At 70.1% G+C, this 21,869-nt stretch carries 16 protein-coding genes; 9 read left to right on the forward strand and 7 right to left on the reverse strand.

Annotation, left to right across the window (positions count from 1 at the left end; genetic code table 11):
* Positions 1 to 158: 158 nt before the first annotated feature.
* Entirely contained in the window at positions 159 to 677 is a 519-nt protein-coding gene (locus tag KY661_RS00425) for an acid shock protein (RefSeq protein WP_225408288.1), read from the reverse strand.
* 112 nt (positions 678 to 789) lie between these two features.
* On the opposite strand from KY661_RS00425, the gene KY661_RS00430 reads away from it, so the two are divergent.
* The 3 genes from KY661_RS00430 (at position 790) to KY661_RS00440 (ending at position 4,913) form a co-directional block, all read left to right on the forward strand.
* Entirely contained in the window at positions 790 to 1,686 is an 897-nt protein-coding gene (locus KY661_RS00430) for an efflux RND transporter periplasmic adaptor subunit (RefSeq protein ID WP_225408289.1), read from the forward strand.
* 76 nt (positions 1,687 to 1,762) lie between these two features.
* The gene (locus tag KY661_RS00435; RefSeq protein WP_225408290.1) at positions 1,763 to 2,698 is read left to right on the forward strand and encodes an efflux RND transporter periplasmic adaptor subunit; all 936 of its coding nucleotides are present in this window, start codon (positions 1,763 to 1,765) and stop codon (positions 2,696 to 2,698) included.
* Positions 2,699 to 2,717: 19 nt separating this feature from the next.
* Positions 2,718 to 4,913, forward strand: coding sequence for a peptidase domain-containing ABC transporter (locus KY661_RS00440; RefSeq protein WP_225408291.1), 2,196 nt, complete (start codon positions 2,718 to 2,720; stop codon positions 4,911 to 4,913).
* A 4-nt stretch (positions 4,914 to 4,917) separates the two neighbouring features.
* On the opposite strand, the gene KY661_RS00445 is transcribed toward KY661_RS00440, so the two are convergent.
* Positions 4,918 to 5,928, reverse strand: a complete 1,011-nt coding sequence (locus KY661_RS00445; RefSeq protein WP_225408292.1) for a polysaccharide deacetylase family protein — start codon at positions 5,926 to 5,928, stop codon at positions 4,918 to 4,920.
* Positions 5,929 to 6,036: 108 nt separating this feature from the next.
* Here KY661_RS00445 and KY661_RS00450 point away from each other — a divergent pair, with 108 nt between their 5' ends.
* Both KY661_RS00450 and KY661_RS00455 read left to right on the forward strand, forming a co-directional pair.
* A complete protein-coding gene (locus tag KY661_RS00450; protein WP_225408293.1) occupies positions 6,037 to 7,473 on the forward strand; it encodes a glycosyltransferase family 4 protein in 1,437 nt (478 codons plus the stop codon).
* Positions 7,474 to 7,505: 32 nt separating this feature from the next.
* Entirely contained in the window at positions 7,506 to 8,372 is an 867-nt protein-coding gene (locus KY661_RS00455) for a glycosyltransferase family 2 protein (protein WP_225408294.1), read from the forward strand.
* On the opposite strand, the gene KY661_RS00460 is transcribed toward KY661_RS00455, so the two are convergent.
* Entirely contained in the window at positions 8,356 to 10,032 is a 1,677-nt protein-coding gene (locus tag KY661_RS00460) for a hypothetical protein (RefSeq protein ID WP_225408295.1), read from the reverse strand. The genes KY661_RS00455 and KY661_RS00460 overlap by 17 nt on opposite strands.
* Positions 10,033 to 10,103: 71 nt before the next feature.
* Positions 10,104 to 10,268 (reverse strand): hypothetical protein, encoded by a 165-nt coding sequence (locus tag KY661_RS00465; protein ID WP_225408296.1) that lies wholly within the window; start codon positions 10,266 to 10,268, stop codon positions 10,104 to 10,106.
* Positions 10,269 to 10,413: 145 nt separating this feature from the next.
* Between KY661_RS00465 and KY661_RS00470 the strand changes: the two genes are divergently transcribed.
* Complete coding sequence (locus tag KY661_RS00470; protein ID WP_225408297.1) at positions 10,414 to 11,229, forward strand: hypothetical protein; 816 nt, start codon at positions 10,414 to 10,416, stop codon at positions 11,227 to 11,229.
* Between the two features lie 42 nt (positions 11,230 to 11,271).
* Here the strand turns inward: KY661_RS00470 and KY661_RS37495 are convergent, their stop codons facing one another.
* Both KY661_RS37495 and KY661_RS00480 read right to left on the reverse strand, forming a co-directional pair.
* Positions 11,272 to 13,740 carry a tetratricopeptide repeat protein gene (locus KY661_RS37495; protein ID WP_225408298.1) on the reverse strand — a complete coding sequence of 823 codons (2,469 nt, stop codon included), beginning with the start codon at positions 13,738 to 13,740 and terminating at the stop codon, positions 11,272 to 11,274.
* 77 nt (positions 13,741 to 13,817) lie between these two features.
* Entirely contained in the window at positions 13,818 to 15,182 is a 1,365-nt protein-coding gene (locus tag KY661_RS00480) for a hypothetical protein (protein WP_225408299.1), read from the reverse strand.
* Between the two features lie 225 nt (positions 15,183 to 15,407).
* On the opposite strand from KY661_RS00480, the gene KY661_RS00485 reads away from it, so the two are divergent.
* Both KY661_RS00485 and KY661_RS00490 read left to right on the forward strand, forming a co-directional pair.
* Positions 15,408 to 17,000, forward strand: a complete 1,593-nt coding sequence (locus KY661_RS00485) for a sigma 54-interacting transcriptional regulator (protein ID WP_225408300.1) — start codon at positions 15,408 to 15,410, stop codon at positions 16,998 to 17,000.
* Between the two features lie 21 nt (positions 17,001 to 17,021).
* On the forward strand, positions 17,022 to 17,549 hold the full coding sequence (locus KY661_RS00490; RefSeq protein WP_225408301.1) for a hypothetical protein: 528 nt from the start codon (positions 17,022 to 17,024) through the stop codon (positions 17,547 to 17,549).
* Positions 17,550 to 17,558: 9 nt separating this feature from the next.
* Here the strand turns inward: KY661_RS00490 and KY661_RS00495 are convergent, their stop codons facing one another.
* A complete protein-coding gene (locus tag KY661_RS00495; RefSeq protein WP_225408302.1) occupies positions 17,559 to 20,966 on the reverse strand; it encodes a protein kinase domain-containing protein in 3,408 nt (1,135 codons plus the stop codon).
* 203 nt (positions 20,967 to 21,169) lie between these two features.
* On the opposite strand from KY661_RS00495, the gene KY661_RS00500 reads away from it, so the two are divergent.
* On the forward strand, positions 21,170 to 21,784 hold the full coding sequence (locus KY661_RS00500) for a Vps62-related protein (protein WP_225408303.1): 615 nt from the start codon (positions 21,170 to 21,172) through the stop codon (positions 21,782 to 21,784).
* Positions 21,785 to 21,869: the final 85 nt, after the last annotated feature.

The following is a 21,869-nucleotide window of genomic DNA, read 5'->3' on the forward strand; positions in this document are numbered from 1 at the left end:
GAGGCGAAGCCGGCCCGGAGGGAGGGGCTCGAAGTCCGCTGAACCTGCAAAGTTTTCTGCCCCCCTCCGCGCAAAAAGGAAGGGGTGCCCACCCAGGCAAGCGTCCCTGAGGGCAGGCAGGCGTGGGGCGCCGAACGGCTGCGTCCGGCGACCGTGACTCAATTTACTTTGACCTGGATCTCCTGGAGTACTTGATCTCCCCGGAGAATCGCGACCGTCCAGTTTCCCGGCTTGTTCAGCCGGAGGCCGGTCCACTGGCGGGTGCGCCAGCCCTCGCCCTTGAGCTTCACGTCCTTGGTCTCGCGCACGGTGGTGCCCTGCTTGGTCTGGACCATGATGTCCTCGACGACGGCACCCTGGGGGACGAGGTAGGACTGCCACAGCATCAGGCCGGTGGCATTGGCCTTCACGCCCACGGCGGGGTCCACCTCGGTGAGGCAGTCGAACTTGTTGGGGCCGTCCTTGGCCACCTCGGTGCAGACCTTGGCCTCGACGAGGACGGGGCCCTGGTCCTTGCCCTTGTAGAAGTAGTTCCAGGTGTCCTTCACGGCCTCGGCGCTCGGCTTGTTCACCGCGGGCGCCTGGGGCGCCGCCGCCGTCTCCGCATCCTGGGCCAGGGCGCCCGACGACAGGGCCAGCGCCGCACACACCACGCTCCGGGTCAGCATCTTCTTCATGGGAAACCATCCCCCTTGAGGGTGAGGGGGTGGCTCTTAGCCCACGCGCGGACGAACCGGAACTATCATGGCGCCCGTCCAAGCGGGGAGCCGTGGCACTGTGCGAGGAGGCGTGAGCAGCAAGGTGGCGTGGGGCCTGGCGCTCGCCGGGGCCCTGGGCGTGGCCCTCTGGGCCGGGGCGCGCTCGTCGCGGCCCGCGGAGGCGCCCCCGGCGGTGACGCACCGGGACGTGCCCGCCGGGCCCACGCGCCGGGAGCCCCGGGGCTTCGTGGGCGTCGCCGTCAGCGAGAGCGTGGAGATCCGCGCCCCGTTCGAGGGCCGGCTGGAGCAGCTCACCGTGCGGCCCGGCGACGCGGTGGCGGCGGGGGCGGAGCTGGGGCGGCTCGATCCGCGGCCGGTGCAGCAGGAGACGGCCATGGCGGAGGCGCGGCTGGCGGCGGCCGAGGCCGAGGTGAGCCGGCTGGAGCTGGAGACGCGCGAGGCGGGAGAGACGCTGGCGCGCTACCTGCGCTCGCCCACCGAGGCCTTCTCCGAGCAGGAACTGGCCACGGCGCGCCACCAGGAGCAGAGCGCGCGGATCCGCCTCACCGCGGCCCAGGCGCAGGTGCGCGAGCGGCGGGCGCTGCGGGCCCAGTCCCGCCAGCGGCTGGAGGAGGCGACGCTCCGGGCCCCGGGCGCGGGCAAGGTGGTGGAGCGCCGGGTGGACCCAGGCGGGTGGGTGGCCAGTGGCGCGCTCCTGCTGCGGCTGCTCCGGGAGGGGCCCGTGCAGGTGCGCTTCGCCATTCCCGAGGAGGCGCTGGGCGAGGTGCGCGTGGGCTCGCCCGTGTGGGTGGAGCTGCCGTCGCTGGGGCGCACCGTGAAGGGGCACGTGCGGGAGGTGGCGCCCGAGGTGGATGCCGCCTCGCGCATGGTGTTCGCCCAGGCGGCGTTCGAGGCGCAAGGGGAGGTGGAGGGGCTGGTGGTGGGCACCGCGGCGCGCGTGCTGCCCCACAGCGCGCAGGCCCGCTGAGGGCCCCGCAGGGCGAGAGATTGCGGGGCCCTCGGGTGGGGGCTACGCTGGACCTTTCCGGAGGAGAGAGGCCGCTGTGGAGGACGAGGGCGCGGGGCTGTTCAGGACGGAGGCGCTCCAGCACTACGCGCAGGGCGGCGAGCGCGGCGGGCTGTTGAAGCTCTCCCCCCAATGGACGGGCCCGGTGTTCTGGGTGCTGCTCGGGGCGTGCGTCTTCGCGCTCGTCTTCAGTGCCCTCGTGCACGTGTCCGAGTACGCGGAAGGCCCGGCGGTGGTGCAGCTTGAGGGGCGCATGGACCTGCCCTCGCCCGTGCGCGGCACCGTGGCCTCCGTGGAGGTGCGCTCGGGCGAGCGCGTGGCCGCGGGGCAGGTGCTGGCCCGGCTGGGCGCGGCGGCGGAGCTGGCCGAGCTGGAGCGCTACGAGCGGGAGTTCGAGCTGCTGCTGCGCCAGCGCCTGCGGTCGCCCTCGGACGAAGGGGTGAGCCAGGCGCTGGCCTCGGTGCGGGCGCAACTGGAGCTGGCGCGGGCGCGGCTGGAGCAGTGGACGGTGCGCGCGCCCGAGGCGGGCATCGTGAGCGACGTGCGCATCCGCCGGGGCCAGCACCTCGCGGAAGGAGAGCTGGTGGCCTCGCTGATGCGGGAGGACTCGGCCGCGGTGGTGACGGCCATGCTGCCCGGGGAGTACCGGCCGCTGCTCGCCGTGGGCAAGCCGCTGCGCCTGGAGCTGCGCGGCTTCCACCACCAGTACCAGGAGCTCACCATCGATGAAGTCGGCGGCGAGCTGGTGGGTCCCCAGGAAGTGCAGCGGGCCCTGGGCCCCACGCTGTCGGCGAGCCTGCAGGTGAACGGGGCGGTGGTGCTGGTGCGCTCGCGCGTGGCCTCCCGCTCTTTCCTGGCGGATGGCGAGCGCTTCCCGTACTTCGATGGGATGCTGGGCGAGGCGGATGCCCGCGTGCGCTCACAGCCCATCCTGTTGATGCTCATTCCGGGGCTCCGGGCCGTCTGGCCCTGAGGCCCGCGCCCCTTCCGTCATGTCCGAGTCCTCCCCGTCCCTCCTCGAACGGTTCCCGGTGCTGAAGCGGCTGGGCCTGGAGCCCGCCGGGAAGCGCATTCCGCACGTGCAGCAGGTGAGCGTGTCCGAGTGCGGTGCGGCGTGCCTCGCCATGGTGCTGGCCTACTTCGGCCGGGACGTCCCCATGGAGGAAGTGCGGGACGTGATGGGGGTGAACGTCAACGGGGTGAGCGCGCTGGACATCCTCGACGCGGCGCACCGGTATGGCCTGCGGGGCCGGGGCACGCGCCTGGAGATGGAGGACCTGGAGTACCTGCCCAAGGGCTCCATCCTCCACTGGGACTTCCGCCACTTCGTCGTCTTCGAGGGGCTGCGCGCGGGGCACGTGGACATCGTGGACCCGGCCATGGGCCGGCGCGCGGTGCCGCTGGAGCAGTTCCGCCGGCACTTCACGGGCGTGGCGGTGCTGCTGGAGCCCTCGGAGTCCTTCGAGCGGGCCGGGCGCGAGGCGCGCTCCTCGTGGCGCTACGTGCGCCACCTGCTGTCGCACCGGGCGCTCCTGGGGCGCATCCTCGTCACCTCGCTCATGGTGCAGACGTTCGCGCTGGGCCCGCCGGTCCTCATTGGGCTCGTCACGGACCGGGTGATTCCCCGGGGCGACACGGCCCTGTTGTGGGTGCTGGGCGCGGGCTCCGTGGGGCTCCTGCTCTTCCAACTGCTCACCTCGCTGGTGCGCTCGCACCTGCTCCTGCACCTGCGCACCGAGTTCGATGCGCGGGTGACGCTCGGCTTCATCGAGCACCTGATGGAGCTGCCCTATGCCTTCTTCCAGCAGCGCACCGCCGGAGACCTGAGCAACCGCCTCAACAGCAACACCACCGTGCGCGAGCTGCTCACCTCCGGGGCGCTGTCCGGCCTGCTGGATGGGGCGATGGTGCTGGGGTACCTGGGAGTGCTGCTCGTGGCCAGCCCGGCCATGTGCGCGGTGGTGCTGGTGCTGGGGTTCGCCCAGGTGTCCATCTTCCTCGTCTCCCGCCGCAAGCAGCGCGAGCTGATGGCGCGCAACCTGGAGACGGAGGCGCGCTCGCAGGCGTATCAAATCGAAGTCCTGGCGGGCATCGAGACGCTCAAGGCCACCGGCTGCGAGCCCCGGGCGCTGGAGCACTGGTCCAGCCTCTTCGTGGACGTGCTCAACGTGGCGCTGGAGCGGGGCCGGCTGTCGCTGCTTACCGAGTCCTTCATGGGCACGCTGCGCCTGGGCTCACCGCTCCTCATCCTGTGCTTCGGCGCGAGCCAGGTGCTCCAGGGCGAGCTGAGCCTGGGCGCCATGCTGGCGCTCAACGCGCTGGCGCTCGGGTTCCTGGGCCCTCTGTCCAACCTGGTCTCCACGGTGATGCAGTTCCAGCTCCTGGGCACCTACCTGGCGCGCATCGACGATGTGCTCGACACCCCCCGGGAGCAGTCCGCGCAGGTGCGGCCGTGTCCCAAGCTGCAAGGGGGAATCTCCCTGGAGAAGGTGTCCTTCCGCTATGCCCGCCAGGGGCCGCTCATCCTGGAGGACATCTCGCTCGACATCCGCCCCGGCCAGCTCGTGGCCATCGTGGGGCGCTCCGGCTCCGGCAAGTCCACCCTGGCGCGCCTGCTGCTGGGCATGTACCGGCCCGACTCGGGGCGCATCCTCTACGACGGGCAGGACCTGTTCGAGTTGGACCTGCGGGGCGTGCGGCGCCAGCTCGGCATCGTCATGCAGAACCCGTACGTGTTCGGCTCCACCGTGCGCTCCAACATCGCCCTGGCGGACCCCAGCCTGACCCTGGACGCGGTGGTGGAGGCGGCCCGGCTGGCGCAGCTTCATGACGAGGTGCTCGCCATGCCCATGGGCTACGAGTCGCCGCTCGTGGACCAGGGCACCTCGCTGTCCGGCGGGCAGCGGCAGCGGCTGGCGCTGGCGCGGGCCCTGGTGCGCAAGCCCGCCATCCTCCTGTTGGACGAGGCCACGAGCGCCCTGGATGCCATCACCGAGTCCCAGGTGCAGCAGGCGCTCTCGGGCCTGTCCTGCACGCGCATCGTCATCGCCCACCGGCTCAGCACCATCATGGGCGCCGACCTCATCCTGACCCTGGATGAGGGCCGCCTGGTCGAGTCCGGCCGCCACGAGGAGCTGCTCGCCCACGGGGGGCGCTACGCCGAGCTGGTAGCGGCCCAGCTCCGCTGAGCCCTCAGCGGCAGATGGCCTCCAGCAAGTCCAAGGGCTGGAGCGGGAAGGGCGGGTGCGGCGGCTTGCGCGCCTGGATGACCTGCTCGATGAAGCTGTCGCCCCATGTCTGGGCGATGCCGGGGTCCTCCGCGTAGATGGGGTCCTCCATCGCCGCGTCGAGGGTGATGAAGCGGACGCCCGCCTTCTCGTAGCTGGTGAGCAACGCGTCCAGGGTATCGGCCTGGAAGGAGCCCGCGTGCAGCAGCAGCACGTGGCGGATGCGGCGGCCGAACACCTGCTGCGCGGCGGCATCCGCCCAGCGCAGGAAGGAGCGCGCGGTCTTCTGGTAGCCCTTTCGCAGCGACTCCTGAAGCTGGGGCTTGCCCTGGGCCGCGCAGCGCGCCGCGGCCTCGTTCCACGCCCAGTCCCCGAAGTCGATGGTCACCTGCGCCACGCGGTAGCCCTTGCCGGCGAGGTGAGCGCGGATGGCGGTGCGGGACTCCGCGTCCACGCCCTCCTGGAGAAAGGGGTACCGGAACGTCTTCCACGCGCGCTCCGGGGTGCCCGGGCCCGCCAGCTCGCGCAGCAGCGGCTCGTTGCGGTCGATGTCCTGGAGGTACGCCGCGAGCCCCACCTTCCCGAGGTCCACGTGGGACCAGGTGTGGTTGCCCAGCAGGTTGCCCGCCGCGAGCCACGCTTCGAGGACGGCCCGGTCCGCGGGCTGCTGCTCCACGAGCTGGCCGTTGACGTAGCCGACCGCGGACGGCACGCCGTGCTTGCGCAGCGTGGCGTTGATGGACTCGATGACGGCCATGCGCGACACGCCGGGGAACGCCGGGCCGTGGCTGGGCAGATCATCGAACGTCAGCGCCACCTCGATGGGAGGCTTGGGCGCGGCTTCGGCCGGGGGCGGGGCGGCGGAGGGCGTCATGGGCGTTTCCGGGCGCGCGGTGGCGCAGGCGCAGAAGGAGAGCACCGTGACCGGGGCGAGCCAGCCGGCCAGGCGCCGGAGCACGGGGGACAGCAAGGACATAGGGAACCTCGGTGAGAACCTCGGCGAAGCGGGGCATGCCCGGCAGAGCCCGCCGAAGATGACACAATGGGGGTTCACGACAAGCACGGCTTGGCCCACTGTGCGCCCATGCGCGTTGCCCTGCTCGGATTCGGTCCTCACCCCTGGCCCAGCGTGGAGCGGACCCGCCGCTTCTACGAGCGGGCGCTCTCCGCCCGCTTCACCTTGGAGGTGGTGGAGGAGGGGGCTCCGGTGCCCGAGGGCGTGGAGGCCGTGCTCTCCTTCTCCGGCCGCCGGGGGTGGGAGGAGCGGCCCCGGGTCCCGGTGCCCTTCCTCTTCGCGATGCACGGGGGGCCCATCCTGGAGCAGGAGGCCCTCGCCGCGCGGCTGGGCACGCTGGCGCGCTCGGACGTGCTGCTCGTCAACTGCACCTCGGACATCGCCATCTTCCGGGAGGTGTTCGCCGGGGAGACGCCGCACCTGTGCCACCTGCCCCTGCCGGGCAACGCGGCGCTCTTCCACCCGCGCGAGAAGGCGGAGTGCCGCGAGCTGCTCGGCATCGAGTCCCATGAGCTGGTGGTGGGCTTCGTCGGCCGGCTGGTGCCGCAGAAGAACGCGCACCGGTTCCTGCGCATGCTGGCGGAGCTTCGCCGGCGGCTGCACCCGCGCCGCGTGGCGGGGGTGGTGATTGGCAACTACTGGGTGGACTACCCCGTGCTGAGCTACACCCCCGACTACCCCGGGGAGATCGCCCGCCTCATCTCGGGGCTCCAGCTCACCGACGACGTGTTCTACTTTCCGGCGAACCTGGAGGACGAGGACCTGGCCTCGGCGTACGCCGCGCTGGATGTTCTCATCCACCCCACGCACTCCATCGACGAGAACTTCGGCTACGTGCCGGTGGAGGCCATGGCCTGCGGGGTGCCCGTGGTGGGTGCGGCATATGGCGGGCTGAAGGACACCGTCGTCCCGGGAGAGACGGGGGCGCTCATGCCCACCTGGGTGACGCGCTCGGGCCTGCGCTCGGACCTCCTGCACGGGGTGGACGCGGCGGAGCGGCTGCTCACGGACGCGGCGCTGCGCCAGCGCTTCTCCGAGGCGGCCGTGAGGCGGGTGCGCGCTCATTATAATGAGGAGACCTGTGCCCGCGTGCTGTGCGAGGCGGTGGAGGGCGCGGTGAAGGCCCGTCGGGAAGGGCCCGCCCAGCCCCTGGTGCTGGCGCCTCGGCCTCCCACGCCGGAGCCCTCGGGCCTGTTGCCGCCCCTGCCGACGCCCTGGGAGTTCTACGCCCGCGAGGTGCGCCACTACGCGAGCGGCCCCGTGCCGGTGCCGGGGCCCCGGTCCCGCCTGTCCCTGGCGGCCCCGCTCACCGAGGAGTCTCCTGGGCTCTGGCGGCTGGAGGACGCGGCGTGGCCCGCGCGCTTCCGGCTGGATGCGGCCGGGCAGGCCCTGGCCGAGCGCTGCCGCGAGCCTGTCACCGTGGCGGAGCTGGAGCGCGAGGGGCTGTGGCACCGCGAGCGGGTGGAGGACTTCCTCCAACAGGGGCTGCTCCTGTGCGGAGATTGACGGGGGAGGCCCCCCGTGGCTTTGCTCCCCGGGTGAGCGCCCGTCCCGAACTGTCCATCATCATCCCCTGGAAAGACCGTCCCGAGCTCGGCATCACCCTGCGGCGCAACCGCCGCGTCTTCGTGGCGAACGGCTACGAGGTGCTGGTGGTGAGCTGCGGCGGCGCCCCGAAGCCCTTCCGGGAGCTGCTCGGCGAGCACCGCTTTCCGGGCCTGCGCGGCGTGGAGCTGCCGGACACCATGTTCAACAAGGGGCTGGCGCTCAACATCGGGGCGTCCCTGGCCCAGGCCGAGCGCCTCTTCTTCCTCGATGCGGACATTGTCCTGCGCGGCGACTTCCTGGGCGAGTCCATGAAGCGCCTGGGCACGAAGTACTTCCTCACCGTGGACCGCGTCTTCGAGTCCGAGAAGCCCGAGACCGAGCGCAGCTCGTACCTGCGCGAGCTGTCCTACGCGATGAGCTTCGTGGACAACAAGGGCCGCACCGCCCACGTGGAGACCAATCACCTGAACCTGCGCGATGGCAGCCGCAGTGGCCCCGGCATGGTGCTGCTGCGCCGCAAGCACTTCGAGGCGGTGAACGGGATGAACTCGGACCTGTTCGGCTGGGGCTGGGAGGACCTGGACCTGCTCGTGCGCCTGCAACTGGAACTGGGCCTGTCACAGCGCAAGCACGGCAACATCGTCCACCTCTCCCACGGGGACGAGCGGAGAGATCTCGGCGGCGAGAACCGGGGCATCAGCGAGCACCGCAACCTCGCCCGCTGCCTGGAGAACTACCAGCGGGGCCACTACTGGGGCACGCGCGTGGACGACGTGCAGACGTGGGAAGGGCGCGCCGTCCGGGTTGAGCCCGAGCCCCGCAAGCGGAGCAGGAGGGGCCTCACCCCGGCCGCGTAGGCGCAGAAGCCCAGGGCCCCACCGGCACGGTCAACTGGGTGGCCGCCGTGTCGAGCGCCGAGAAGGTCTCGTCCACGAGCTGCTGGACGCCCTCCGCCACGGCCTCGGGCGCCAGCTCCTGGGGGAAGAGCACCTTCAGCCGGCCCCGGCCCTTGGACCAGTCCCCGTCCCAGTGCACGTCCCGGCCGGGGAAGCGCCGGGCCACGCGCTCCACCAGCTCCTTCACGCGCGGGCCCATGGGGCGCACCGCGTCGCTCTCCAGGTGGATCTCCACGCCCACGTCGCCGCCGTAGTCGAGCAGCTCGTAGTGCATGGCGCGTGGCCAGGACGGGGGGCCCATGCGGCGGAAGTGCGGGAAGCCGCCTCGGGCCTGGAGGTGGGGCGGGGCATGGCGTGAGTAGCGCGCGACGATGTCCTCGAACTCCGGGCGTCCCCCGGGCGCGGGCGGGGCCAGCGTGTAGAGCCCTTCCTCCACGGGCGAAGGCCCGAGCGGCTCCAGGGAGACGCCGGCCGGCAGGGGCGGCAGGGCGTCGAAGTCCACGGTGAAGCGCGCGAAGTCCTCCTGGGTGAGGGCCCGGCCCTCGGCGCGGGCGCGCTGCGCCTCCTGGAGCAGGGTGATGCCTCGGCGGTAGTGGCCGAAGTGCAGGAAGCACTCCTGGAAGTCCGTGTACGGCAGGAAGCGGGGCAGGGTGCGGTTGAGCCGGTTGGCCACGAAGGCCATGGCGTTCCAGTGCTCGGGCGCGATAGGGTAGCCCGCCGCGTGCGCCAGCCCCGCGAGCTCGATGAGGTGCCCGGCGTAGTAGCAGTGGTTCTCCAGCGGGCTCTCGATGAGGATCGCCTCGCGAAGCTGGGTCAGCAGGGTGCCCGGCCCGGCCCGGCCGCCCGAGGCCGCGAGCACGTCCACCTGCTCCAGCACCGCGCCGAGCAGGAAGAGGATGTCGAGCTGGCCCGTCAGGAAGCCCTGGGCGTCCTCCCGGAAGCCCTCCATGCCGTGAATGCGCGCCGCCGCGGCGCAGAGCCCTTCCGTGAGGTGAACCTTGCGGCAGACCTCGAAGCCGCCGTAGTGGTGCGCCTCCACGGCGCACGACAGCAGGGACTTCACGTCGTGGACCTCGTCGCCCATGAAGAAGGGCGCCTGGGCGGGCTCGGGCTCCAGGTAGGCCAGGGCGAAGAGCAGGTGTCCCAGCTCGATGCCGTCCGTCACGTTGAGCTGGCGGCTGTTGAGGGCAATCTCCCGGAAGGAGGCGCGCGCGCCGGGCAGCGGGTGGCCCGGGGAGACGCCGGCCATCACCGTGTAGGCGATGCCCTGCCAGGGGTGGAACTCGCCCTCGGGGTCTCTCTGGAGGATGAAGGGGCGCCCGGCCTCGTTGCGGTGGACGAAGGGCTCCAGGTGCTCCAGCAGGGGTCGGCCCCGCAGCCGCGCGTTGCCCCAGCCATTGAGCAGGTGGCCGGTGTGGGGCAGCGAGTCGCGCTCCAGAATTTCATCGATGTGCCGGCCCATCATGTGGGCCAGCAGGTCCGACGCCTTCTGGCAGGCGTCCACCTCCAGGGCACAGGGTTCGCGCCGCATCCGCTCCCGGAAGGCGTCGAACGCCTCTTGCTCACGGGGGGACAGCTCGAAGGGCCACCAGAAGCGGTTGTCGGACGGGGATTCGGACACGGGCTCGGCTCGGAAAGGGGCAAGAGGGCTTTCGCCCGGGAAGAGGTTCCCGGGAGAAAGCCCAGGACTGACTACTTGGACACGTCGGGCAGATGGGGCTGCTCACAGCAGCCCTGGGTGCAGCAGCCACGGATGAGGGCTCCGCCCACGGTCTTGGACAGATCCTCACGGGTCAGCTTGCGGCCAGGGGTACGGCCCTGGAACTTCTCGTTCTGGTCGATCTTCTTGTCGCTCATCGCATGCGCCTCCTTTCAAGGTCGCCCGGTGACGCTAAGGGAAGCTCCAGGAAAGGGTCAATCCGTTGACCTGGAAGACCCGGCCCGCCGAAATGCTCCCATGGACACGGAACGGCGGGACGAGCAAGCGCACCGGGCACCTGTGATGGCCTTCACCCTTATGCACGCGGCGTTCGACACGAGCCGTGCGGGAATGTTGCGGCGTCTGGAGGAAGCACTTCGCGCGGAGCTGGGCGGAAGCGACCGGCTGCACGTGGAGCGTGACACCGTGCGGCGCGGCGTCTGGTCCGTGGCGAGCGCCTGCTGGGAGTGGGGCATCGCGCAGGCCGCCCACGGTATCACCCACGTGGTGTTGCTCAACGATGATGCCGAGCCCTGTCCCGGCTTCGTGGAGGCGGTGAGGCGGGCCCTGGCCGCACGCCCCATGCACCCGGTGTGCTTTTATTCCAACCACGAGACGGCCCTCTTGGCCTACGAGCAGGGGGATGCGTGGTGGACCTCCGATGATGGCCTGGTGGGCGTCACGTGTGCGTTGCCCGTGGCGCTGGCCCGGGACTTCCTGGCGTGGGAGCGGGACGCGCTCGTGGAGCGCCCCTTTCCGGGGATGCCCGACGACACGCGCCTGAACATCTGGGCCATGGCGCACGAGCGCCCCATCTGGCACGCCCGCGGGCTGGTGGAGCATGGCGCGCCCGCCGCGAGCCTCGTGGGCAATGACGGCCACGAGGGGCGGCGCTCCCTCACGCCAGTGCCCGCCACGCGCGAGGAGGCGCTGGCCATCGACTGGAGCCAGGGCCTGGAGGCGCCGTTGCATGATTTGGTGTACGGACGCTCGCCCATCCACCTGCTCCACGAAGTGAGGCCGGAGGTGCGTGAGCGCATGGGGCTGGAGCGCATCGTCGATCAGCTCTGGGGCGAAGAGGCCCCCCAGGCCCGTGCCTTCTATGGACGGAGACGCTGAGCGTCTGCATCGAAAGCGACTCAAGAAGCGTGGGCGGGAGGGTCAGCGCTGCTTGCCGGCTCGACTGGCTGCGATGTGACGCAGCTCCGGGAGCGCTTGTTGGGTGGTGGGGTGTTTGGAGCCAAATGCGCTGCGGAGCGCGTCCATTGCCTGTTTGGCCCGTTTCGCAGCACCTTTTTTATTCAAGGCGTATTCGACCCGCGCGAGCTGATTGAGGATTTGTGCGGTTATAGGGTGTTGGTTTCCCAAGCGCTTCTGGGCTGATGAGAGTGCGCGCACAAGGATTGGTTCCGATTCTTGAGTTCTCCCTTGCTTGAAGAGGTTGACCGCCAGGATATACAGGGGCGCAATGACTTCAGGATGCTCTGGGCCCAGTTCCTGCTCCAAGATGGTGATCGATTGGCGGAGCACCTCTTCCGCCTCGGGATAGCGTCCCTGGGCATCAATCAGCAAGGCGAGCTGATGCAGGGACGCTGCGTAATCCGAAGAGGTTGGGCCAAGGGTTTCTGCCGTGAGCGTGGTGGCTTGCCGCATCAAATCCTCTGCCTCGGCGAACCGGCCTTGCCTCATCCGCACCCGGGCGAGTTCATGAAGCGATGCGGCATAGCCCGCATGCCGTGAGCCTACCGTTTGCTCGGTGATAGACTGGGAGCGCAGCAGGAGTTGCTCGGCCTCGGCGAGCTGGTTTTGTCTGATACGCAAGACGGCCAGATCGTGCAGTGACGCTCCATACGATGGATGCTGCTGTCCAAGAGCTTGCTCCTGGATGGTCAGTGCGCGCAGCAGTGATTTTTCCGCTCCATCGTATTGGCCCTGCATCTGCAAGAGCCACGACAGGGAATACAACGATTGGGCGTAAGCTGGGGCGAGTGGACCCAGCGCCCGTTCTTGGAGGGCCATGCACTTGCGCAGGAATTTCTCGGCCTCTCGATAGCGTCCTTGCTCTTCCAGCACCGAAGAGAAATCGCGAAGCAGAGAGATGTAATCGGGGTTCTGTTCTCCATGCTCGCGCTTGGTAATGGCCAGGGACTGCCGTAGCAGCTCTTCGGCCTCGGTCTGCTTCCCCTGGTGGGAAAGGACAAGGGCCAAGAGGTGAAGCGATGCAGCGGAGTCGCCGTCCCAAGCCCCTTTCAGATGTTTGTCGGCGGAGAGGAGTTGACGGAGCAGCGTCTCCGCCTCGGCGTTCTTGCCTTGCTCACGAAGTACATCGCTCAAGTGATGATGAATCCAGGCGCGATCCATGCCCGGCATCTGTTCATTGGTCGCGAGGTGGTGACGCAGGAGGGCTTCGGCTTCGGGGTACCGTCCTTCCGCATGGAGCGTCTTGACGAGAGAACTCCACCGGGAGGGGTCGGCTGCTGCGGTCCGCTGAGCCCATGAGCGGGCGGTTTCCAGATCTCCCGTGGCGATGGCGAGGGTGGTCAACGTTTCCCAGAGCAGGCCTGTCCTCTGGCGCTGCTGAAGCAGCGCCTCCGCGATTTCGGCCCGTGGCGCAACACCTTCCAGGTCTACCTGCGAGGTGCGTGCTCCCAGCCATGCGGACCACCATGCCGCGTCTTCGGCCGTCACCTTCCCGCCTTGTTTCAGCTGCTGCCCGATGCGGCTCAGCTCCGAGGCGCGCAGTGCCCGGGACTGGCCAGGGAACTTCTCAAGGGCGCGCACCACTGGCGGGGGGGCCTTCCCGCGAACCGCATCGTGCTCGGTGCTCAAGCCCCGCTCAAGGGCCAACCTACCGAGGTAGCACCCCGGATCCGATTCTTCGAGAAGTCCCTCATGTAGTGCTGTTTCGGAAACGCCCTGCTCTAGGAACTGGCTCAGGAGATGGATGGACTCGGGTTCCAGTTCCGCCAACGAAGCCAAGCGGCCGGGCCATTTCGCTCCAGCCTGCTCCAGGCGCGCCCGCGCCTCGGCGGGCCCCATCACGAGTCCATGCACGGCGAACCATCCTGGAGCGCGCACCGAGGAACTCACCAACAGGGTGGGCGTCCGGCGCCTTGCCTCCGCCAACGCCCACCGGATTCGCCGCGACTGAAAGTCTCCTTCCACATCCGTCCAAGCGAGCCACGCTCCCCGGTGTGCCTTCGCCGCCGAGAGGAGCTCCACATAGGGGCTCGCGGCGCTGACCTTCCGGAGTTTCCGGCGTGGCCGCGCTGCGGCAAAGCTCGCTTCCAGGTCACCCTCCGTCCATACGAGGCCAGGCGCCCGCGCAGCCAGCGCGGCCCGGAGGCCCGCGACGGCGAAGGGGGCGGGGCCGGAAGGACACTCCACCCGGAGCGACATCCAATCGATGAAGTCCACCGCGCCTCGTGCGAGCGCCACGGATACTTCCCGGGTGCAGAACAGCACGGCGCGCAGTTCCCGTGAGGCGAAGAGGGGACGGTTGAGGTTCAGCCAGTCCGCGTCCTCCACGCGGGGGACCAGCACCACGGTTGAACCCGGTGCGGCTTCCGCCAGCCGCCGCGCCTCGGTATGGACTTCCAGTTCCGGGGCAATGGGCAGGAGGACTCGCACCAGCTCCCCCAACCGCTCCGGGCATGCATGGTCCACGAGGAGCAGCAGTCCCGAGCGGGACAGCTCCAGCGAGACCTTCAGCCTGCGGAGCCAGCCGGGGAGGCCTGGACGAGGTGCATCGTGAGCAGCGGATGGGGGTAGTACCATTCGGAGTCGTTGGGATAGGGCAGCAGGTGCTGGTAATCGAGCAACTCATACGCCAGCGGCCCTGAAGGCAGCCGGTGCTCGGGATCCTTCACGACTTCCTCCAGCAACCGGATGTGGTCCTTGTGCAGTCCCGTCTCCTGTCTCAAACGCCACTCGTCGAGGACTTGCCCCACCCGCTCCGGATCCGCGCTCGGCGCGTCCGCATCCCAGGCCAGCTCCGCCAGAGAGCGGATGAACCGGACGAAGTCCCGGGAGCGCCCCCCGGAGCGGTAGGCCAGCGTGGTGAGGTGCTCTTCGCTCACCAGTCCTTGTGCCTCCGGGCCTAGATCGCTGACCCGCCGGGCATACAATTCCAGGAAGAATTTGACCCCAGGGCCGGGACGTTCCGGATGGTCATGATCCAGGACAGGTTCGTTGACCAGGGGCATGGGCTTGAAGCCCTGGATTCCTGCGGTGGCATGGTGGTGCCGCAGCGCGGCCGGGCCGCACACCACGACGGGACACTGGAGCTGGGAGAGAAGCTGGGACTCGACGAAGAGGGCCTTGGCGCGGGGGAGATCCCGGATGCGGTCCAGGCCATCGATGACGAGCAGCACCCTGCGGTGCTTGGACTGTACCTCACCCAGCAGCACGTTGACGGCGCTCAGCAGATTCTGCACATGGCGGTCCTGATCCGGGAGCGTCTTCTCGCTGCGACCGAGTGGCAGGTTCCAGTTGCGAAGACCACTGACCACGCTCTTGAGGGACTTGGCACCCAGGGACACGCCTTGTGCCTCCAGCCCCAACGCTCCCGTGGCGGCGAGGGTGGCGCCCAGGTCCAGGGCCTCTTTGGCGAACACACCCAGGTCGAACTGGGGATTGGGCGTGCCGGTCACGGCGGTGAGTTCCTTCCACGCCTTTCCGAGATTTTTCACCAGCTCGGGATCCAGCTCGATTCCCAGCCGCGTCTTGAAGCGGTTGATGAGCGTCAGTCCGGCCAGGAAGCAGACTTCCCAGGCATCGAGCCTTTCCAGCGCGCGCGGGTCCTTCACCACCTCGGCGAAGTGCTGAGCGAGGTCCATGAAGACGACCAGATCTGTCTTCTCCCGTTCTTCGGCGACACGGAGCAGCTCCGTGGTCTTGCCCGTTCCCACGGTGCCCATCAACAGCAAGCGTGAGGTTCCGAAGGGCCGCTCCAAGGTCTCCAGCATCTTCTTGGCCAGACTCTTGGTGCGAGTGGCTCGCCATTCGGGAGGAGCGGGCAGTTCCGGGTCGAAGCGCTCATGGAGCGTCCGCCATAAATCGCGGCGTGACATGGATGTGCTTCTAGCAGCAGTCCATGTCCTGTGCGAGCCGTACGGCGGCGGCCGCCTGCCTCACCAGCGAGTCGCTGCTACAGGTCCAAACAACGCTCCGGAGCCGCCCAATTTCCGTGCCCCCTTCCCAATGGGGTGGAGGGTGTCGATCATCGGAGCTGGGGTGCTGAGCCTCCAGAAACAGGGCTAGACTGGCCCCGCCCGGAGCAGCAGGGCGGGAGTTTCATGCGAGAGCAACCCCTGGCCGACATCTCGACGGTGGACGCGGTGGAGCGCCAACGCGGGCCGCAATCCTCTTCGCTCGTGCCCGCGCTGACCCTGGTGTCCCACCCCGTGGCGGGGCGCGCGGGAGAGCGGGTGCTGCTCTCCTCCCTGCGGGGTGTGGCCGTCTCGCGCAACGAGCCCCTCTTCATGCAGCCGGGCCAGGAGACCGGCACGCACCTGGCGGATCCGTTCCTGAGCCGCAAGCCCGTGACGTTCTTCGCGCAGCCGGACGGGCGTGTCCGGCTGGAGCCGGGCGAGGGCAGCCGCGTGGCCGTGGCGGGCCTCGTGCTCGAAGGGCCCTGGGAGTTCTCCGTCGAGGAGGTAGCGGCCGGGGTGCCGCTGGAGCTGGCCGGGCGCGTGGTGCTGCTGCTGCACCTGGCGGAGCCCGCCTCGGCGGAGGCGCCGGACGCGCTGGGCATGGTGGGCGGCAGCGTGGGCCTTCAGCGCGTGCGCCGGCTCATCGAGCAGGTGGCGGACCTGAACGTGCCGGTGCTCATCCGGGGCGAGACGGGCTCGGGCAAGGAGCTGATTGCCCAGGCCATCCACCGGCGCAGCCCCCGCCGCAACAAGCCCTTTGTCAGCGTGAACCTGGGCGCCATTCCCAAGGAGCTGGCGGCCGTGGAGCTGTTCGGGGCGCGCAAGGGCTCTTTCACGGGCTCGGTGCGGGACCAGGAGGGCTTCTTCCAGGCGGCCCACGGGGGCACGCTCTTCCTGGACGAAGTGGGCGAGGCCCCGCCCGAGGTGCAGGTGATGCTGCTGCGCGTACTGGGCACCGGTGAAATCTACCCCGTGGGCGAGCGCTCCCCCGTCACCGTGGACGTGCGGCTGGTGGCCGCGACGGATGCGCTGCTGGAGCAGCAGATTCAAGAGGGCCGCTTCAAGGCACCCCTGCTGCACCGGCTCTCGGGGTTCGCCATCCGCGTGCCGCCCCTGCGGGAGCGGCGGGAGGACGTGGGGGTGCTGTTCCACCACTTCGCCCGTGAGGAACTGGAGCCGCTCGGCGAGCTGAAGCGCCTGAGCCCGGAGGAGGCCACGGCCGAGCCCTGGTTGCCCACGGCGCTGGCGGTGCGGCTGGTGCGCCATGACTGGCCCGGCAACATCCGGCAGCTTCGCAACGTGGTGCGGCAGCTCGTCATCGGCAACCGGGGCCAGCCCCGCCTCCAGCTCGATGCCCAGCTCGAACAGGAGCTGGCCACGCTGAACGCCGCGGCCTCGGGCCGTCCCAGCGAGAAGACCGCGGCTCCCGCAGCGAGTGCCTCGCCCCGCCGCAAGCCCTCGGACATCACCCCCCAGGAGTTGCTGGCCGCGCTCCGGGAGAGCGGTTGGGAGTTCCAGGCCGCCGCAGACCGGCTGGGCATCTTCCGCACGTCCATCTACGACTTGATCGAACGCTGCCCCGGCATCCGTACCGCGGGCTCGCTGAGCGTGGAGGAAATCACCCGCTGCCACCGGGAGTGCGCGGGGGATGTGAACGCCATGGTGCGCAAGCTCGAGGTGTCCAAGCGGGCCCTGGTCCGCAGGCTCAAGGAGCTGGGACTGGGCGCCCCGGAGTGATGAGCGATGGAAAGGATGAGCATGCAGCCGAAGTGGGTGTCGAAGTGGAATGGGAGTGGTCTTCGCGCGGGGCGGGTGCTGTTGGGAACAGCCCTCTTCGCGGTGGCGGCGTGCAAGAGCGCGGGCCACTCCAGCGAACTGCGCGCGAGTGAGGCGGAGGCTTCAACGCAGCGCTGCCAGGGCAACCTGCGCTCCGCCCAGCGGCAGGTGTCCTACCTGGTCGGGTGTGATGGCTTGAGTACGAGAATGCAGTGCGCCTTCCAGGGCGCCAGGGTCGAGTTCAAGTCGGACTGCGACAAGCACGTCGACATCTACTTCAGTGAGCCCGAGACGCTGTTCACGAGCAAGAAGGCCCACATCGGCCTGAAGAACAAAGGTGATGCGCAGACGGAGACGGTGGGCTCCGACGGCGGGAACCACTGCGTGTGTGTCGGCGAAGCCCTGTGTGACAGCAATGCCTGCTTCCAGTTCGGCCGCGAGTCCAAGACGGGCAGCCTGGATGTGTACACGAGCGGTCCCGGAGACGACGACGAGCACAAGCCACGGTAGGCCGTGACGTCACGGCCGGGAGTGCCAGCGGTTCCAGCCGTGGGTGAGGTGCGGGTTGGCTTTCAGCGCCGCCTGGATGTCCTTCTGCGCTTGCAGCCGCTCGGGAGCCTCCCGATCCAGGCGGAACCCCGCCTGGAGCAGCAGGGCCTCGGGCCAGGCGGGATGGACGGCGAGCAGTTCGCCGGCCAGGGCCAGGCCCCGCGTCAGGGGCGGCAGCGGATCCATCCCGGCCTTCTTTCGCCACCGGGCCCAGTCCTGGCACAGGTGGCCAAAGGCGGCGCGGTGCTCCAGGCTCCGGGGCAGGAGCTGGAGGGTCTTCTCGAAGGCTTGCGCCGCTTGCGCGAAGGTCTCGTCCGCGGGAGAAGCGGGCTGCCGGGCCATCCACCGGGCACGGAGTCCCAGCACCTCGGCCCGGATGCGCCAGGCCTCCGGCTCCTCGGGGTTGAGCCGGAAGGACTGGGCGAGGGCCTCCTCGGCCTTCGCCAAGTCTGGCTCGGGATTTCTCGCGCGCTCCAGGACGAAGGCGGCTCGGATCGCGCGCCCCTTGGCCACATTCGCCCAGGGCGCCGCCTGGCCTGGCAGCCGCGAGAGGGCTTGCTGGTAGGCGGCCTCGGCCGCGCGAAGCTCGGCTTCCGGATCCTCTCCCAGGGAGAGCTGGTACGCGGCCCGCGTGGCGTGGATCTCTCCCACGTTGTTCTGGCCCCAGCCCTGTTGTGGGGCGACGGAGATGGCCCGTGCGTAGGCGGCCTGGGCCTGATCCAGCAGGCGGAAGGGGTCTTCTCCCCGGTCCCAGGCCTCCCGCGCTTGCCCGGCCAGGGCGATGCCCAGCCCATTGTGGAGGGGGGCCACCTGGGCGTTGATGCCAATGCCCCGCTGGAACAGCTCCGCCGCCGTGGTGAGGTCCGGCCGGGCATCGCCCCCGAGGCTCCGGCGCCGGGAGGCCAGCTCCGTGTGAAGCGTTCCGCCCAGGAACCATGCCACGAAGTTCTGCGGGTTGAGGGCTCGTGACTTCTCGAGCGCGAGCCGGGCCTGCTCCAGGTCGGCGAGGGGATCCACGGCGCGGGTGCCCGAGGCCCGCTTGAGGTAGGCCTGCCCGAGGTTGATCCACGCATCCGGCAGGTTCTCATCGAGCTGGATGGCCTGGCGGTACGCCGCGATGGCCTGGGCCTGGTGGGCCGAAGGGTCCGCGCCCGTCTGGTCCTCATGGTCCGCCCAGACGCGGAAGAGCAGCCCGCGGGTGGCGTGGAACTCGTAGTCCTGGTCCTTCGGCGGGAGGGCGTCGAAGGCCCCGAGCGCGAGCTTCAGAGACTCGCCTGGATCCTCTCCCCGGCCCTGCCGGGCGCGAGCCTGGCGCAGCAGGCTCTGGCCCAGCTCCCTGCGGGCCCGCGAGTCCCCGGGCGCCAGGGCCAACGCGGCCCGTGCGGAGGCAATCGCCTTCTGGAGGGTCTCCTCCGCGGCGCCTCCCTTGTTGAGCTGATCCTCCGCCAGCCGGTTGTGAAAGCGGGCTTCCCAGAAGCACGCCTCGGCGGAGTCCGCGTCGGCCACGAGGGCCCGCGCCACGGCCTCCAGCCCCCGCGTGTACGCGGGCAGGACGTTCCCCCGGCCATAGAGCTCCAGCACCATCGCGGTGTATTCGAGCTTGGCGGCCGAGAGGTGCACCTCGGGCAGGCTCTCCCCGGTCGCCACGGCGGCCGCGAGCACCCGGCGGCCCGCCTCCAGGTCCGCGAGCGCGCCCTCGCGGTCTCCCTGGTTCCAGCGCTGGGCGGCCCGGCTCTGGAGGATGCCGCCCCGAAGCAGGGGGGCCTCGTGGAACCAGGGCAACTGGGCGCCCATCGCATCCAACTGGGCGAGCGCCGCCTCCAGCCGGTTCTCGTGGAAGGCCAGCAGGGCGGCGACGTACTCGGTGGCGGGGACCTCGGCGCCCGCGCTCTGGCGCAGGTACGCCAGGGCCGGGTCCCGGTATTGCCGCTCGGCCTCTTGCCGGCGCGCCTGGCGCCGCCCGGCGTTCGGAAGCGCCTCCACCTCCAGGAGTTGCTCCCGGTACAGGTGGCCGATGACCAGCGCGAGCGCCCAGGCCACCCGGGGCTCCTGGAAGCCCTGGCGCCAGGCCGCCTCCAGGTGCTCACGGGCCTGCGGCCGGTCCCCAAGCGCCAGCGCCCCGCGCCCCAGCGCATAATGTCCCGGCCCGAGCGCGTCCGGGCCCGCACGCTGAATCTCCGCCTCCAGCTCCGCCATGTGCTGGCGGAGCGCCGCGCGATCGGCGCGAATGTCATGCAGCCGGGCCATGCCGGCGTACCGGGCGAGGGCCTCGATGCGCTCCACCCGCTCGGTGAAGCGGCGGGCGAGCCGCTCGCGCTGCGCCGCTTGCTGGCGGGTGAAGGCCGCCCAGCCCAGGGCGCTCAGGACGGCCAGGAGCGCCAGGGTGGCCCCTGCCACCGCGAACCGGTGCCGGCGCACCTTCTTGCGCAGCCGGGCCCATGGGCCGGTGGGGCGTGCCCGCACGGGCGCGTCGGCGAGGAACCGGTCCAGGTCCTCGGCCAGGGCATGGGCCGAGTCGTAGCGGGCCGAGCGGTCCTTCTCCAGGCACTTGAGGACGATGGCCTCCAGGTCCGGGGGGATGTCCGGGTTCAGCGCGCGCGGAGGGCGGGGCTCCTGGGTGGCGATGCGGTTGAGCAGCTCCAGCCCGTTGGCGCCCGAGATGGGAAGCGCTCCGGTGAGCAGGTGGTAGAGCGTGGCGCCGAGGCTGTAGACGTCCGCGCGGCGGTCGAGCCGCCCCACCTCGCCCCGGGCCTGCTCCGGGGACATATAAGGAGGCGTGCCGAGCACCGAGCCCGTGGCGGTGGCGGCCTGGGCGTTCCAGTCGTGGGCCAGGCCGAAGTCCATCACATAGGGCTTGAGGCGGCCGTCCGGGGTGCGCTCCACCAGGATGTTGGCGGGCTTCAAGTCCCGGTGGATGAGGCCCACGCGGTGGGCGGCGTGCACGCCCTCGGCCGCGTCCCGGAGCATCAGCGCCTTCTGCTCCACGGTGAGCGTGTCCGCGAGCTGGCCCAGCGGGGTGCCATCGATGAACGGCATGGCGATGTACGGGCGGCCCTGGACTTCGCCGACCTCGTACACGGGGCAGACGCGCTCGTGGGAGATGCGGGCCTGCGCCCGGGCCTCCGACATCAACCGGTGGAGGAGGCCGGCGTCATCGCCCCGGACGAACTTCAGGGCCACGTTGCGGCGCAGGCGCGGATCATAGGCGAGGAACACCTGGCCCATGCCGCCCTGGCCCAGGAAGCGGAGGCACTGGTAACGCTCCCAGCCGGGCACCGGGAAGGGCGGAGAGGACTCCGTGCTTGTGCCTGGAGTCGGCAGGGTCGGAGGCCCGGAGGCTGAGGCGATGCGCGGTTCCTCGTCGTGCTGGTCGTGCATGGCGCGGGGATGATCCGTCCGGGAGCGGGAGGAAGGCAACTCCTCGGGGGACTGGGGGCGTTCGACGCCAGGGCGTCGAACGTCGCGTCGAGCGACGCGTCGACGGCAGGCAAGGCCCTCCCTGTCCGAGCGGGACAGTCCGGCATGTCGATTGCTCAATGCCTGGAGCGAAGCACTCACGCTCCACACGGAAGGTCTTCCCCATGCAGCCGCACCCTCACCACCGCCCCAAGCTCGTTCGCGCTTCCCAGTCCGTTCAGGGGGAGCCGTCGCTGATCATCTCCACCACGGCCTCCTACACCTGGATCTGCGACGATGTGGGCTCCGGCGCCGACAGCGACGTCACGCTCTTCCGGCCGAACCCCGATGACACCAGCTACTGCATCCTCGGGGACTATGCCCAGGGCAACTACGGGGGGCCCACCGGTAACTCGATCATCGTGAAGGCCATCAACGATGACCCCACCGCGCCGCTGCTCAAGCCGGCGAAGAGCTGGAGCCTCGTCTGGACGGACAAGGGCAGCAGGGGCGACTACGACTGGTCGGTCTGGGCCGCGGTGGCGCCGGATGGCTATGTGGCGCTCGGCATGGTGGCCACCCTGGGCTACAGCGCGCCCGACATCCAGAATTACCGCTGCGTGAGGAAGGACCTCGCCCAGCAGTCGTCCGCCCCGGCGCAGATCTGGAGTGACAAGGGCTCGGGCGCCGACAACGACGTCACGCTCTGGGGCGTCACCGGCATGCCGAACACGTTCGTCGCGCAGGCCAACTACGACGCGTACAACGGCACGGCCTACGTGCTCAAGGGCATCTCCTAACCGTCTCCGGTTGTCTCCCCTCACTTCCCCTTCTTCCAACGGCGGCCCTCTAGGGGGCCGCCGTGCTGTGTCCTTTTTTCCTTCG

Origin of the sequence: Allostigmatella hybrida (assembly GCF_020103775.1) — a bacterium.
GTDB lineage: Bacteria > Myxococcota > Myxococcia > Myxococcales > Myxococcaceae > Hyalangium > Hyalangium aurantiaca.

Excerpts from the sequence above, each read along its gene's own strand:
- KY661_RS00425 (WP_225408288.1), bottom strand. The coding sequence starts at position 677 with ATGAAGAAGATGCTGACCCGGAGCGTGGTGTGTGCGGCGCTGGCCCTG.
- KY661_RS00440 (WP_225408291.1), top strand. The coding sequence starts at position 2,718 with ATGTCCGAGTCCTCCCCGTCCCTCCTCGAACGGTTCCCGGTGCTGAAG.
- KY661_RS00445 (WP_225408292.1), bottom strand. The coding sequence starts at position 5,928 with ATGTCCTTGCTGTCCCCCGTGCTCCGGCGCCTGGCCGGCTGGCTCGCC.
- KY661_RS00450 (WP_225408293.1), top strand. The coding sequence starts at position 6,037 with ATGCGCGTTGCCCTGCTCGGATTCGGTCCTCACCCCTGGCCCAGCGTG.
- KY661_RS00465 (WP_225408296.1), bottom strand. The coding sequence starts at position 10,268 with ATGAGCGACAAGAAGATCGACCAGAACGAGAAGTTCCAGGGCCGTACC.
- KY661_RS00470 (WP_225408297.1), top strand. The coding sequence starts at position 10,414 with ATGGCCTTCACCCTTATGCACGCGGCGTTCGACACGAGCCGTGCGGGA.
- KY661_RS00480 (WP_225408299.1), bottom strand. The coding sequence starts at position 15,182 with ATGTCACGCCGCGATTTATGGCGGACGCTCCATGAGCGCTTCGACCCG.
- KY661_RS00485 (WP_225408300.1), top strand. The coding sequence starts at position 15,408 with ATGCGAGAGCAACCCCTGGCCGACATCTCGACGGTGGACGCGGTGGAG.
- KY661_RS00490 (WP_225408301.1), top strand. The coding sequence starts at position 17,022 with ATGCAGCCGAAGTGGGTGTCGAAGTGGAATGGGAGTGGTCTTCGCGCG.
- KY661_RS00495 (WP_225408302.1), bottom strand. The coding sequence starts at position 20,966 with ATGCACGACCAGCACGACGAGGAACCGCGCATCGCCTCAGCCTCCGGG.
- KY661_RS00500 (WP_225408303.1), top strand. The coding sequence starts at position 21,170 with ATGCAGCCGCACCCTCACCACCGCCCCAAGCTCGTTCGCGCTTCCCAG.